Source organism: Siccirubricoccus sp. G192 (genome assembly GCF_019084075.1).
In the GTDB taxonomy this organism is placed as follows: Bacteria; Pseudomonadota; Alphaproteobacteria; order Acetobacterales; family Acetobacteraceae; genus G192.
In genome coordinates this window covers 5,083,573-5,096,992 of sequence record NZ_JAHREN010000001.1, presented here as the reverse complement: position 1 = coordinate 5,096,992, position 13,420 = coordinate 5,083,573, and the positions used below count along the sequence as shown (strand labels likewise).

The window sequence follows — 13,420 nt, the reverse complement described above, 5'->3', positions numbered from 1 at the left end:
ACGCCGATGCCAAGAACCCCATTTCCCCGCCGCGGCCTGGCCGCCCTGGGGGCCTCGCTCGCCCTGCCGGCCATCGCGCGGGCGCAGACGGACTACCCGAACCGGACGATCACCCTGATCGTGCCCTATCCGCCGGGCGGCAGCACCGACAACGTCTCCCGCCCCGTGGCGCCGAAGCTCGGCGAGGTGCTGGGCCAGCCGGTGGTGATCGAGAATCGCGGCGGCGCCGGCGGCACGCTCGGCGCGGGGCTGGTCGCGCAGGCGCGGCCGGATGGCTATACGCTGCTGACCTTCCCGACCGCCGTGCTCACCATCAGCCCGCACATGATGCAGCTTTCCTATGATCCGGCGCGGGCCTTCACGCCGGTCTCGCTGCTGGCGATGTCGGATGGCGTGGTGGCGATGCACCCCTCCGTGCCGGTGCGCACGATCCAGGAGCTGGTGGCCTATGCGAAGGCCAATCCGGGGCGGCTGCGCTTCGGCTCCGCCGGCAATGGCACCATCACCCAGATGACCGGCGAGATCTTCGCCGATGCGGTCGGCATCCAGATGGAGCATGTGCCCTATCGCGGCTCCTCCCCGGCGCTCACCGACCTGCTGGCTGGCCGGGTGCAGCTGCAATTCGACCCGATCGCCATCCCCGCCATCAAGGACGGAAGGCTGATCGGCCTGGCCACCACGGGCGAGCGGCGCAGCGCGGAATTGCCCGACCTGCCGACGCTTCGCGAACTCGGGATGTTTGGCGAGGGAGGCCTCTCCTTCTTCGGCCTGGCGGGCCCGGCGGGCCTGCCGCCCGAGGTGGTGGGGCGCCTCACCGCGGCGCTGGAGCGCGTGCTGGCCATGCCGGAGGTGGCGCGCGCCATGGCCCCGGTGGGGCTGACGCCGCGCTTCGAGGCGGGCGAGGCTTTCGCCCGCCGGCTGCGGAATGACCGGGAATTGTTCGGCGCGGCGGTGCGGCGGACCGGAGCAAAGGTGGAATAGCATGGAACATGTGAAGGTCTGGGACGAGGGTCCCGTGCGCATCGTGGCGCTGAACCGGCCCGACAAGGGCAATGCCATCAGCAGGCTGATGGCCGAGGAGGTGCAGGCGGCGATGCAGGATTTCGCCGCCTCCGACCAGCGCGTGGCGGTGCTGACGGCGATGGGCAGCAAGGCCTTCTCCTTCGGCGCCGATGTCTCGGAGCCGCCGGAACTGTGGCGCGCCGTGCCGAATGTCGGCTGGCAGACCGACAAGCCGCTGATCGCCGCGGTGGAGGGCTGGTGCATCGGCGGCGCCCTGGTGCTGGCGATGATGGCCGATCTCGCGGTCTGCGGCGCCCGCGCCCGGTTCTACTACCCGGAGGCCAAGCTCGGCCTGACCGGCGGCATGATCGCGGCGCTGCCCTCCCGCATCCCGCACAAGATCGCCATGGAGCTCATGCTGCTCTGCCGCACCTTCGAGGCCGAGCGTGCCGCGCAGGTGGGCCTGGTGAACGAGGTGGTGCCGGAGGGCCAGGCGCTGGCCAAGGCCATCGAATGGGGCAGGGAGATGGCCGGCTTCGCGCCGATGGTGCTGGGCGGGATCAAGCGCATGGTGCTCGACGACATCCTGCCGCGCGGCCCCTCCGAGCAATGGGCGCTGCAGGGGCAGCGGCTGAACGCCATCCGCGATTCCGAGGATTTCCGGGAGGGCGTGGCGGCCTTCCGCGACAAGCGGCCACCGGCCTTCCAGGGGCGCTGAGGGCGGCCCGATGACCGCAGGGCCGCATGGCCCGGAGGTCTGAATCGGGCCGGAGATACAAGGCGCCCACCGGGGCGGAGCGGGGCATTCAGGCCACGGGCGTGCCCGCCGGCTGGGCCAGCGCCGCCTCCAGCACCGCGATGGTCGCGGTGGCGATGTCCAGCACGACGTCCCGCAGCGCCAGCATCTCCGCCCCTGGCAGGCGCTGCCCCGCGGATTGCAGCCGGCGCGCCGCCGTGGCCAGCCGGGTGGCGCCCAGCGTGGCGGCGGCGCCGGCCAGGCGATGCGCCGGCGGGATCATCTCCGGCCAGGACTCCGCCGTCACCTCATGCAGCAGCGCGGTGGCCGCCTGGATCTCCTGCAGGAATCCCAGCGCAAGGCCCTGCGCCGCCTCCGGGCCGAGCCCCGGCACGGCGAGCAGCGCCTCGCCCTGGCGGCTCAGCAGCGGCAGGCTGGCGAATTCGCCGGCAGCCTCCGCCGGGGGCGGCGCGGCAGCCTCGGCCGTGCCGGCGGTCAGCCGTTCCAGCGCGGCGATCAGCGCCTCCCGCTCGATCGGCTTGGCGAGATGGGCATCCATGCCGGCGGCACGGCAGGCGGCGATGTCCTCGGCGAAGGCGCCGGCGGTCACTGCCAGGATCGGCACCTGGCCGGCGGCGCCGGGCAGCGCGCGAATGCGCCGGGTCGCTTCCTGCCCATCCATGCCGGGCATCATCACATCCATCAGCACGACATCGAAGGGCTGGTCCGCGGTGCCATCCGCCGCCATGGTTGCCACCGCCTGGGCGCCGTCGGGAACGCAATGCACGCCATGCCCGGCGGATTCCAGCAGGGCGCGGGCGACGGCCAGGTTGGCGGGCACGTCATCGGCCACCAGGACCCGCAGCTTGCGGCGTGCCGGGGATGCCGCCGCGGGCTCCTGCGGCCGCGGCTGCGGCGCCGCCACGGGCGGCAGCGGCAGCTCGACCCAGAACAGCGCGCCGGTTCCGTCCGGTGCCGCCGCATTGCTGTCGCAGCCGATGCGCCCGCCCATCCGCTCCACGATATGCGCTGCGATGGTGAGGCCGAGGCCGGTGCCGCCCAGCAACTCGCTCCGCTCCAGCTGCACGAAATCACCGAAGATGGCGGAGCGTGCATCCTCCGGGACCCCGGGGCCGGTATCGCGCACCTCGATCCGCACCAGGACGCGGCCCGAGGCATCGGCCTCCCGCTGCCGCAGCAGGCCGTGCAGCTCCACCTGGCCGCCGGGCGGGGTGAATTTGACCGCATTGGACAGCAGGTTGAGCAGCAATTGGCGCAGCCGCGTCTGGTCGGCCAGCACCATCGGCGGCAGCTCGGGGGCCAGGGCAAGATGCAGGGTGAGGCTCTTCTCCCTTGCCGCCGGTTCGATCAGCGTGGCGCAATTCTCCAGCAGGCCAGGCAGGGCGGTCGGCACCGGCCGCAGCTCCAGCCGCCCGGCCTCCACCTTGGCGAGGTCGAGCACGTCATTCGCCACCGCGACCAGGTGCCGCCCGGCGGCCTCCAGCACCCGCGCCCGGGCCCGCTGCTCCCCGGTGAGGCCGGGATCGCCGGCCAGGGCCTGCGCCAGGCCGAGCACGCCGTTCAGCGGCGTACGCAGCTCGTGGCTCATATGCGCGAGGAAGCGCGACTTCGCCTCGGTGGCGGCCGCCGCCGCGTCGCGCGCCGCGGCGAGATCGGCCATGGCATGTTTCAGGGGCGTGATGTCGGTGCGGATGCCGACCGTGCCGCCATCCGGCGTCCGCCGCTCGGTCACCAGGATCCAGCGGCCATCGGGCAGCAGCCGCTCCATCGGCTCGAAGTCGCCGCGGTGCCAGGACCGGACCTCCGCCACGAAAGCCTCGAGGTCCTGGCCCGCCTGCGGGTACTGCCCGCGCCTGGCGCCTTCGCGGATGATGTCGTCGAAGGCCGCGCCCGGCATGATGAAGGGGGCGCTGACGGCATAGAGGTCGCGGTAGCGCTGGTTGCAGATCACCAGCCGGTCCTCGGCATCGAACATGACGAAGCCGTCCGACATGGAGTCGATCGCGCTTTCCAGCACGGCGCGCGCCCGGGCCCGCTCGGCTTCGGTCCGCTCGCGCTGCCGGAGCGCCGCGTCCAGCGCCAGCGCCAGGGCGATCAGCAGCATCGAGGTGCCGGCGGCGACTGTCAGCAGCACGCGGCGGTCGCGCGACCATTCCGCGAAGGCGGCGCCCGTCTCGTAGCTGGCGACGATATGGAGGTCGGGATAGAGCGCCGCGCGCGCCGAGGCGATCACCTGCACATCGGCGAAGCGGCCCGGCATCTCGACCGCGGCGCCATCCGCCGGCAGGCCGGCCGCGCTACGCTCCAGCCGGCGCCCGATGCGGGTCTCGTCATGCGGCACGCTGGCCAGGAGCTGCCCGTCCGCGCGTTCGATGGAGATGCGCAGGCCCGGAACCTCGCCGACCGGCGCGAGCAGGGTAGCGACCAGGGAGACCGGCACCTCCGCCACCGCCAGCAGGGGACCGGTGCCGGGCAGGGTCACGGGGCGGCTGAAGAACAGCGCCCATTCCCCGGTCAGCGGGTTCCGCATCGGGCCGATGATCGCCACCGCGCCCTGGTGGGAGGCCCCGCCCCCGGCATCGAGCGGCAGCATCCGCTGCCGGGAGGCGGGCAGGGCAGCCGCCCAGGGCCGGCCATCGGGCCGGAGCAGCAGCAAGTCGCGGAAGTTGAGAATTCTGGAAATTCAGCTCCCGCAGCATGCGGCTGGCCGCAGCCGGATCGATCTCTCCGGCCTGCGCCAGTTGCGCCATCACGGCCGGCAGCCCGGCCAGCATCCCGTCCACCGAGAGGAAGTGGCGGTTGAGCGTGCTCTCGACCACGCGGGTGACGCCCTGCACCGTCTCGGCCGCGGCGCCACGTGCGCTCTGCCGCAGGCGTTCCAGCAGCCCGGCGGTCCCGGCCGCCAGCGCCAGCAGCAGCAGCAGCAGCGACAGGCCGACTGCGAAGCGGAGGGCGCGTGCCTGCATGGCTAATCCGCCCTTGTCCAGAGACCGAGCGAGGGGGCGATGAAGCGGTTCCAGGTCGCGGCGCAGTCCGGCCCGCAGCGCTGCACCCAGCCCGGCAGCACAACATCGCGCAGCAATTGCAGGCGGCGGGCCTCGTCCTGCCAGCGCTCCTCGATGACGATCATCCGGCCAGGCCGGCCTTCGGTGCAGTCCGGCCGCCCGGCATTGCAGGCGAGCCCGTCCTCGGTCTCGCGTTCCGCGGCCTGCCAGATCTCCTCCTGCAATTCCAGCAGGCCTGCCCGCAACTGGCCCCGGATTGGCTCCGGCAGCGCCTCCCAGGCGGCCGTATTGGCGCCGAAGATCGACACGCCCCAGCTGATCGCCAGCCGCGAGATATGCGTGGCCACCTCATGCAGGCCCACGGCATTGCCGGACAGCGCGCCGGTGATCGCGCATTCCACCACGCCGCCGCGCATGGCCGCGACGGTTTCGGCGAAGGGGATCACCACCGGCGTGCCGCCGAGCCCGCCCACCAGTTCCGACTGGCCGACCGAGGAGGTCCGCACCCGCCTTCCCGCCAGGTCGGCGAGGCCGGAAAAGGGGCGCCGGCAGAACACGACCTGCGCCGGATAGGTATAGACCGCCAGCAGTTCCACCCCGTAGCGCTCCCGCAGCAGGGATTCGAGCCGCGGCCGCCAGAGTTCCACGGTCCGCCGCAGCGCCGCCATGTCCGGGTTCAGCACCGGCAGGTCGATGGCATTGAGCTCGGGCTCCTCCGCGGCGGCGACGGCGAGCAGCACATCGCCGAAGGGCACCACCCCGAGGCGCATGAGCTGGAGCATCTCCTGCCCGCGGATGCCGCTGCGGTCGAAGGGCGCGATCTCCGCCCGCACCCGCCCGCCGGTGAGTTCCGGCACGCGGCGGGTCCAGAAGGGCTGTTCGTGGCGGAGATACTGGCTGAGTTCCGCCAGGCCGCCAGCCACTTTGAGCCGGATCGGCGCCTCCTGCGCCAGGCCCCTGCCGGCAAGGCCGGTCAGGGCCAGGATCAGGGCCAAGGCCAGGACCAGCGGCGCGCGGGACGCGGGCGTGCCGGCACGGGAAGGGAACTGCCCGGCTACAGGCGATCGGGGAAAGCGCATCGGATGCTCCGGCATGCCGGTTGGTGTCCAGGGGCCAGTTGGTGGTCCAAATGCGCTCTAGCACAACTCAGTGTTGAATACCCGGCAATCCAGTTTGGCACCGAAGGCATGGCCCGCCAATCCTCATGCCGGCCCGCCATGGTCGAAGGCGATCGACTTCACCAGCGCCCAGACCCCCTGGCCCGGCGCCAGGCCGAGCGTGCCCACCGCATCCCGGGTCAGCCGCACCAGCAGCGGCGTCGGCCCGACCAGCAGGCGCAGCAGCACCTCATGCGGGCTGCCGGGTGCCGGGCCGATGCTCTCCACCGTCGCGGGCAGCACGTTATGCGTGGCCAGGCCCTCGGGCGGGCGGGTCGCCAGCGCCACGTCGCGGGCGCGCAGCCGGAGCCGGAGCCTCGTGCCCGCGGGTTCGGGCCGGAGCGGCACCAGCAGGCTGCCGCCGGCGAAATCGAGGCGGGAGAGGCCGCGCCCGGGATCATGCCCCGCCACCAGGCAGCGCAGCACCGCCCCGGCATCGCGGCGGCCGGCCAGCAGCGGCAGGTCGGGGCGGGAGGTCAGCGCCTCCGGGGTGCCCGATGCCAGCACCCGCCCGGCCTGCAGCAGCACCAGCGTATCGGCCAGCCGGTCCACCTCCTCCAGCGCATGCGTCACATGCAGCATCGGCACCCGGAAGGTATCGCGGACGCGCTCCAGCAGCGGCAGCACCTCCGCCCGGCGCGGCAGGTCGAGCGAGGCCAGCGGCTCATCCAGCAGCAGCAGCAGGGGCCGGGCCAGCAGGGCGCGGCCGAGCGCCACCCGCTGCCGCTCGCCACCGGAAAGCCCGGCCGGGCGGCGGCGCAGCAACCCGCCGATGCCGAGCAGCGCCACCACATCCCCGAAGCCCGGCCCCGTGGCCTCGCGCGGCGCGCGGCGGGCGCCGTAGCGGAGGTTGCTCTCGACCGAGAGATGCGGGAACAGCCGCGCCTCCTGGAACACCACGCCGCAGCGCCGCCGCTCGGCCGGCACCAGCAGGCCGCTTGCGGTATCGGTCAGCACCGTGCCGTCCAGCGCCACCCGCCCGGCGCGCGGCCGCAGCAGCCCGGCCACCGCCGCCAGGATGGTGGATTTGCCGCAGCCGGAGGGGCCGAACAGCACCGTGACGCCGGGAGTCGGCGCGGCGAAGGCGATATCGAGGCTGAACCCCTCGCCCCCGCGCGGCGGCGGCCAGTCATGGCGCAGTGCGACCTCCAGCATCAGGCGATCGGCAGCATCAGGTGCGCCCGAGCAGGCGGTGCAGGTGCCGCGCCACCGCCTCCGCCAGCAGCAGCCCGGCCACCGCCAGGCCGAAGGATATGCCGGCCATGCGCGCCGCCGCCGCCTCGCCCCCCGGTGTCTGGGTGGCGGCATAGATCGCCAGCGGCAGGGTCTGGGTCTCGCCCGGGATATTGGCGGCGAAGGTGATCACCGCGCCGAATCCGCCGAGCCCCGCGGCGAAGGCGAGGATGGCGCCGGAGAGGATGCCGGGCGCGATCAGCGGCAGGGTGATGGTGAGGAAGCGGTCGAAGCCGCCGGCGCCGAGGCTCCGCGCCGCCGCCTCCAGCCCCGGATCGACACCTTCCAGGGAGAGCCGCACGGCGCGGACGATCAGCGGGAAGGTCATCACCGCGGTGGCCAGCGCCGCGCCCTCGGTGGTGAAGACCAGGCGGATGCCGAACCATTCCTGCAGCGGCGCGCCAATCGGGCCGCGCAGGCCGAACAGCATCAGCAGCCCCCAGCCGACCGCCACCGGCGGCACCACCAGCGGCAGATGCGCCAGCGCATCCAGCAGCGGCCGGCCGAGGAAGCGGCGGCGCGAGAGCAGCCAGGCGGTGACGACCGCGAGCGGCAGGGAGAGCACCACGCTCCGCCAGGCCACCGCCAGGCTGAGCCGCACCGCCTCCCATTCCTCGGCCGAGAGCCAGTCCGGCATCAGGAGCGCACCCGGAAGCCCAGCCGTCGCCAGACCGGCGCCGCCTCCGGCCCGGTCAGGAGGGCCAGCAGCGCCGCCGCGGCCGGGGCGGCGTGGCGGGTCAGGGCGAAGGGGTAGATGATGGGGGTGTGGCTGCCCTCGGGGAAGCGGCCGGCGATGCGGATGCCGGGGACGGCGGCGGCATCGGTCGCATAGACGATGCCGAGCGGCGCCTCCCCCCGCTGCACCAGCAGCAGGGCAGCGCGGACATCCCCGGCCCGCGCCAGGCGGGGCACCACGGCCTCCCAGGCACCGAGCGCGATGAGCGCCTGCCGGGCATAGCGGCCGGCCGGGACATGCGCCGGGTCGCCGATGGCCAGCCTTCCCTGCGGCCCGAGCAGCGCCGCCAGGTCCAGGCCGGGCTCCAGCGCCACCTCCAGCGGCCGGTCGGCCGGCGCCACCAGCACCAGCGCATTGCCGAGCGGGGCGATGCGCGTCTCCGGCCGGATCAGGTCGCGCGTCGCCAGGTAGTCCATCCAGTCCTCATCGGCGGAGGCGAAGAGATCGGCCGGCGCCCCCCTGCTCGATCTGCCGCGCCAGCGCCGAGGAGGCGGCGAAGGAGAAGCGCAGCGGCGGCCTTTCCCCTCTGCCCTGGCGCCAGAGCGGCTCCAGCGCCCGCAGCCCGTCCTGCAGGCTGGCGGCGGCGAAGACGGTGAGCGGTGCCGGCTGCGCGAGGGCGGGGGTGCCCGCCAGCACCGCGGCGGCGAGGCCGAGCAGGTCGCGGCGGGTGCCGGGGTGGCGCATGCGGGCGATCCTCTCCTTCCGGATAGAGTCGGCCTTAACCTTCCGCGCCCGTGCCGGCAATCCGGTGCCTGCGCGGTGCAGGGTGGCGTTGCCGGGGCGTTGTTGCCGGGGCGCCGGGCCGCGTGCTGTCCTGGGGCAAGGATTCCAGGGGAACGCCAAAGATGCCTGCCATGCCACCACGGTTCCGGCCATTCCTTGGCCGCCGCGCCGCACTCGCCGGTTCCGCCGCCCTGCTCGCCCCTCTGCTCGCCCCTGGGGCGCGGGCGCAGCAGCCGGCCTGGCCGAGCCAGCCGCTGCGCCTGGTCGTCACCTTCGCGCCGGGCGGCTCCACCGACCTGATCGCGCGGCTGGCGGCGAAGGGGTTGCAGGAGCGGCTGGGCCAGCCGGTGATCGTGGAGAACCGGCCGGGCGCCGGCGGCACGCTGGCCACCAATTTCGTCGCGCAATCGGCGCCGGACGGGCATACGATGCTGCTTTCCACCAGCACCGTCATGGCGATCAGCCCGGCGCTCTACCGCAATGTCGGCTACCACCCGATGCGGGATTTCGCGCATGTGGCCCTGCTGACGACGCAGCCCCTGGTCTTCGTCGCCAACAAGGGCTTCCCCGGCCGGACCCTGCAGGACGTGGTGCGGCTGTCGCAGGAGGCGCGCGACGGGCTCGACATGGCCTCCTCCGCCTCCGGCTCGCTCAACCACATGCTGATCGTCCGCTTCGCCGAACTCACCGGGGCGAAGCTCACGCATGTGGCCTTCCGCGGCGCCGGGCCGGCCATGACCGCGGTGGTGGGCGGCACGGTGCCGATGATGTCGGACAGCCTGCCCTCCGCCGCCGCGCCGATCCGCCAGGGTTCGGTGCGGGCGATCGCGATCTCCGCCGAGGCGCGCAGCCCGACCTTCCCCGATGTGCCGACCTTCCGCGAACAGGGCGTAGATCTGGTGACGATCGGCTGGTTCGGCATCGCGGTGCCCGCCGCCACGCCGGGCCCGGTGCAGCAGCGCCTCAACCGCGAACTGCGCGCGGTGATGGCCGAGCCGGAGGTCCGCGCACGCCTGGCCGAGAGCGACAGCCAGGCCGGCGACCTTTCGGTGGAAGCCTTCACGCAAATGGTGGGCGAGCATTGCGCGATGTGGCCGCCGGTGGTGCGGGCGAGCGGGGCGAGCGCGGATTAGTCTAACGCCGTCCTGACCGGAAACGCGCGCGTTTCCGGTCAGGACGGCAAAGTTGGCCGATCTCATGAAGCTGGATCACAGTCTGGAAGACTGTGATCTAGGGCTCCAGCCGTACCCCGGTCCGCTCCACCACCACGCGGTATTTCTCCATCTCCTGCTGGATGAAGGCGCGCGCATCGGCGAGGCTGTTCGGCTTGCGCCAGGTGTCGTGGCCGGCGGCGAGCAGCCGGTCGCGCAGCGGATCCTCGTGCAACGCGGCCACCAGCGCCCGGTTCAGGGCCCCTGCGATGGCGGGCGGCATGTTCGGCGGGCCCACCAGGATGAACCAACTGTCGAATTCGAAGCCCGGCACCCCGGCTTCCGCCAGGGTGGGCAGGTCGGGGAAGGTGGGGAAGCGTTGGAGGCCGGTGACGGCGACGCCGCGCACCATCCCGTCCCGCAGCATGGCATTGGCGGAGGCCAGCGCGGCGATGCCGAATTGCGCCTCCCCGGTATGGATCGATTGCAGCATCTGCGCGCCGCTGCGATAGGGCACATGCACGAATTTGGTGCCGAGATGCAGCCCGAGCATCTCCGCCGCCAGGTGCAGCACGCCGCCGACGCCCGAGGTGGCATAGGTGATGCTGTCCCGCGGCGCCTCCCGCAGCCGCGCCACGGCCTCGGCCGGGGTCCGGCCGGGGAAGCCGTTGGTCACCACCAGCACCAGCGGCGGCGCGCCGATGATGCCGAGATGGGTGAAATCCGCCACCGGGTCATAGCGGTTCCAGCCGATCAGCGCATTGGGCGCGATGGCATGCGAGCCGGTTTCCGCCACCATGATGGTGTGCCCATCCGCCGGCTGCCGGCGCAGCCATTCGCTGGCCACCGCCCCGGCCGCGCCCGGCCGGTTCTCCACCACCACCCGCGTGCCGGCGCCGAGCTGCGCGGCGATGCGGTCCGCCAGCAGCCGCGCGGCGATATCGGTGGAGCCGCCCGGTGCATAGCCGGTCACCAGGCTGACCGGCCGTTCGGTGAAGCTCTGCGCCCGGGCCGTGAAAGGGGCGGCGAGCAGGGCGGTGGGCGCGAGCAGGAACGGGCGGCGGCGCATGCGGCGTTCTCCCTGTGGCAAGCTTCGTTGCCGTCAGGAAAGCATCTGGCGCGGGGCCGCGGAAGCGAAATCGGCGCTCAGGCGCCCTGCAATTGCACCTCCTGCTGCGCGCGCTGCCGCTCGGCGTAATTGGCGCTGGTATATTCGGTCATGAAGTCGAGATAGGTGAAGGGCGGGTATTTCGCCGGGTGCTCCGCATCCACGCAGGTGGGCAGGGGTGCGATCCGCGCGTCGTAATCCGCATCCAGGAAGAAGGGAATGGCATAGCGTTCCTGGCCGCTGCGGTTGGTGACGCGGTGCGGCGTGGCGAGGAAGCGCTCATTGCTCCAGCGCCGCAGCATCATGCCGCCATTCACCAGGAAGGCGCCCTCCGGCGCGGGCGCATCCACCCAGGTGCCGTCGGGCAGCCGCAGCGACAGGCCAGGCACCCGGTTCTGCGCCAGGATGGTCATGAAGCTGGTATCGGAATGCGGCGCCAGGCCCCATTCCTCCTCGCCGCCCACCGGATCCTGCTGCGGGTAGTGGGTCATGCGCAGGGTGAACATCGGCTCGCGGAACTTGTCCGCGAAGAAATCCGGCGCCAGGCCGAGGGCCACGGCATAGAGCGGCGCCAGGCGCAGCCCCAGCCCCTCCATGGCGCGCGCATAGTCGAGCACCAACTCGCGGAAGCCCGGGAGGTCCTTCGGCCATTGGTTCATGCCGCGGAAGCGCCGCCCTGCCACCACATCCGGGTGGTCGGCCGGCCGCTCGCGCTTGAAGAACACCGCCTCGTTCGCATTCGGCTTGTAGACGGTGCCGAGGCTGTTCAGCCGCGTGGTGGCGCCGCGCATCGGCAGGTAGCCGATATTGTGCTCGTTGAAGGGCATCGCGAGCTTGGCGTCGAGCGGCTGGTCGTGGAAGCGCCGCGCGGCCGCGAAGGCGGCCTCCACCAGCGCATCCGGCACGCCGTGGTTGCGCACGAAGTAGAAGCCCACCTCGGTGAAGGCACGGCGCAATTCGGCGCCGAGGCGCTCCTGCGCGCCGGCTTCGTCCGCCAGCAGCGGGGCGAGGTCGAGGACGGGGATCACATCGGCCATCGGGGGCTCCTTCGCTTTCACCTGAAGCCTAGGCCCGGCCGGGCGGCGCGGGAAGCCGTGGCCTCATTCCACACGCAGCATGGCCGAAAGCCCGGCATGCTGATGTTCCAGCACCTGGCATTGCAGCATCCAGTCGCCGGGATTGTCGGCCAGGAAGGCCAGCTCCATGCGTTCCTGCGGGCCCAGCAGCACGGTGTCGCGGAAGGGCCGATGCGGCACCGGGCGGCCATTGCGGGTAATCTGGCGGAAGGCATGGCCATGCAGGTGCAGGGGATGCGAGAAGGCGGATTCGTTGCGGATATCCAGCACATAGCTCCGGCCGAGCCGCAGCACCGCCAGGGGCTCCTGCCGTTCCTGCGGGGCATTGGCATGGCCATTGACGGTCCAGGCCAGGCCGCGCGCCCGCGCATCCTGCATGCCCGGCCGCAGCATGCTCCGCATGCCGCCGGCCAGCACCACCGGGATGGCCTCGGCCCGCGCCAGGTCGGGCTCCGGCACCGGGTTCGGCGGCAGCCGCACCGCATCGGCGGGCGGCATGGCGCGCAGCCGCTCCGCCGCATAGACGATGTCGAGCAGCCGGAAGGGCCGCCTGGCATAGGTCTCGTCCACCACCTGCGCCCGGTCGCCGGGGGTGCCGGTGCAGTCCAGGATCAGGTCGGCGCGCATCCCGGGGCCGAGCACCACCAGATCCCCCTCCGGCGGATGCGGCTCCACCGGCTGGCCGTCCAGCGCCACCACCAGTGGCGCATGGCCGGTGAAGCGGAGCGTGAAGATGCGGGCATTGGCGGCATTCAGCAGCCGCAGCCGCAGCCGCTCCCCGGCCCGCACCGGGAAATCCTCCGCCCGCCTGCCGTTCAGGGTGACGAGATCGCCGAGCCGGCCAGCGTAATGGGCATCGCGCAGATTGTCGAAATCCTCGGCGATGCCGCCATCCTCCTGCAAGCGCCAGTCGCGCAGCACCCAGAGCAGGTCGCGGTCCACCGGCGGCGGCGCCGCCTCCGCCACGATCAGCGCGCCGCCAAGGCCGCGTGCCACCTGCTCATGCGCCTCCCATTGCGGGTGGTACCAATGGGTGCCGGCATCGGGCGGGGCGAAGACGTAGTCGAAGTCGCCGCCTGGCGGCACCGGCGGCTGGGTGATGCCGGCGGCGCCGTCCATCGCATTGGGCAGCCGGATGCCGTGCCAGTGGATGGAGGTCGGCTGCGGCAGCCGGTTCTCCAGCCGCAGCCGCAACGTCTCGCCCTGGCGGGCCTGCAGCAGCGGGCCGGGCGAGGTGCCGTCATAGGCCCAGATCCCCGTCTCCGGCCGTCCCGCCCCGAGCAGCGCCTGCCGGGCCAGCGCCGCGACGAGGCGGCGGGGCTCCGCCGCGGCGGAGGCGGGCAAGGGCGGCAACAGCGCGGCGCCGGCGGCGGTGAGCAGGGCACGGCGGGGCAGTCGGGACATGCTGGGGCTCCGGCAGGCGGATGATCGGGCAATGCCCTGCTTTTCCCCGGCCGGCCTATAGGGCCTTC

The 13,420-nt window shown here is 72.9% G+C and carries 12 protein-coding genes and 1 pseudogene; 4 read left to right on the top strand and 9 right to left on the bottom strand.

Annotated features, from left to right (window positions below; all coding sequences use genetic code 11):
• The first annotated feature begins 6 nt into the window (after positions 1 to 6).
• Both KSF81_RS24570 and KSF81_RS24565 read left to right on the top strand, forming a co-directional pair.
• A complete protein-coding gene (locus tag KSF81_RS24570; protein ID WP_217381208.1) occupies positions 7 to 981 on the top strand; it encodes a tripartite tricarboxylate transporter substrate binding protein in 975 nt (324 codons plus the stop codon).
• Position 982: 1 nt separating this feature from the next.
• The gene (locus KSF81_RS24565; RefSeq protein ID WP_217381207.1) at positions 983 to 1,720 is read left to right on the top strand and encodes an enoyl-CoA hydratase/isomerase family protein; all 738 of its coding nucleotides are present in this window, start codon (positions 983 to 985) and stop codon (positions 1,718 to 1,720) included.
• Between the two features lie 88 nt (positions 1,721 to 1,808).
• Here the strand turns inward: KSF81_RS24565 and KSF81_RS24560 are convergent, their stop codons facing one another.
• Positions 1,809 to 4,415, bottom strand: coding sequence for a PAS-domain containing protein (locus KSF81_RS24560; protein ID WP_217381206.1), 2,607 nt, complete (start codon positions 4,413 to 4,415; stop codon positions 1,809 to 1,811).
• A 10-nt stretch (positions 4,416 to 4,425) separates the two neighbouring features.
• Between KSF81_RS24560 and KSF81_RS24555 the strand changes: the two genes are divergently transcribed.
• On the top strand, positions 4,426 to 4,731 hold the full coding sequence (locus KSF81_RS24555) for a hypothetical protein (RefSeq protein WP_217381205.1): 306 nt from the start codon (positions 4,426 to 4,428) through the stop codon (positions 4,729 to 4,731).
• Here the strand turns inward: KSF81_RS24555 and KSF81_RS24550 are convergent.
• From KSF81_RS24550 to KSF81_RS30465, 5 genes and pseudogenes are all read right to left on the bottom strand, one after another.
• Positions 4,728 to 5,843, bottom strand: coding sequence for a TRAP transporter substrate-binding protein (locus KSF81_RS24550; RefSeq protein ID WP_217381204.1), 1,116 nt, complete (start codon positions 5,841 to 5,843; stop codon positions 4,728 to 4,730). The two genes, KSF81_RS24555 and KSF81_RS24550, sit on opposite strands and share 4 nt — an antisense overlap.
• Before the next feature lie 123 nt (positions 5,844 to 5,966).
• Positions 5,967 to 7,076, bottom strand: coding sequence for a molybdenum ABC transporter ATP-binding protein (gene modC / locus KSF81_RS24545; protein ID WP_217381203.1), 1,110 nt, complete (start codon positions 7,074 to 7,076; stop codon positions 5,967 to 5,969).
• A 16-nt stretch (positions 7,077 to 7,092) separates the two neighbouring features.
• Complete coding sequence (gene modB / locus KSF81_RS24540; RefSeq protein ID WP_217381202.1) at positions 7,093 to 7,791, bottom strand: molybdate ABC transporter permease subunit; 699 nt, start codon at positions 7,789 to 7,791, stop codon at positions 7,093 to 7,095.
• A pseudogene (modA, locus tag KSF81_RS24535) lies at positions 7,791 to 8,309 on the bottom strand (molybdate ABC transporter substrate-binding protein); the annotation flags it as partial. The gene modB and the pseudogene modA, both read right to left, overlap by 1 nt.
• Before the next feature lie 4 nt (positions 8,310 to 8,313).
• Positions 8,314 to 8,574, bottom strand: coding sequence for a hypothetical protein (locus tag KSF81_RS30465; protein ID WP_254453725.1), 261 nt, complete (start codon positions 8,572 to 8,574; stop codon positions 8,314 to 8,316).
• A 170-nt stretch (positions 8,575 to 8,744) separates the two neighbouring features.
• Here KSF81_RS30465 and KSF81_RS24530 point away from each other — a divergent pair, with 170 nt between their 5' ends.
• Positions 8,745 to 9,746, top strand: a complete 1,002-nt coding sequence (locus KSF81_RS24530) for a tripartite tricarboxylate transporter substrate binding protein (RefSeq protein ID WP_217381201.1) — start codon at positions 8,745 to 8,747, stop codon at positions 9,744 to 9,746.
• A gap of 97 nt (positions 9,747 to 9,843) precedes the next feature.
• On the opposite strand, the gene KSF81_RS24525 is transcribed toward KSF81_RS24530, so the two are convergent.
• From KSF81_RS24525 to KSF81_RS24515, 3 genes are all read right to left on the bottom strand, one after another.
• Entirely contained in the window at positions 9,844 to 10,833 is a 990-nt protein-coding gene (locus KSF81_RS24525) for a tripartite tricarboxylate transporter substrate binding protein (protein WP_217381200.1), read from the bottom strand.
• Between the two features lie 77 nt (positions 10,834 to 10,910).
• The gene (locus KSF81_RS24520) at positions 10,911 to 11,909 is read right to left on the bottom strand and encodes an isopenicillin N synthase family oxygenase (RefSeq protein WP_217381199.1); all 999 of its coding nucleotides are present in this window, start codon (positions 11,907 to 11,909) and stop codon (positions 10,911 to 10,913) included.
• A 63-nt stretch (positions 11,910 to 11,972) separates the two neighbouring features.
• A complete protein-coding gene (locus tag KSF81_RS24515) occupies positions 11,973 to 13,352 on the bottom strand; it encodes a multicopper oxidase family protein (protein ID WP_217381198.1) in 1,380 nt (459 codons plus the stop codon).
• Between the last annotated feature and the right edge of the window lie 68 nt (positions 13,353 to 13,420).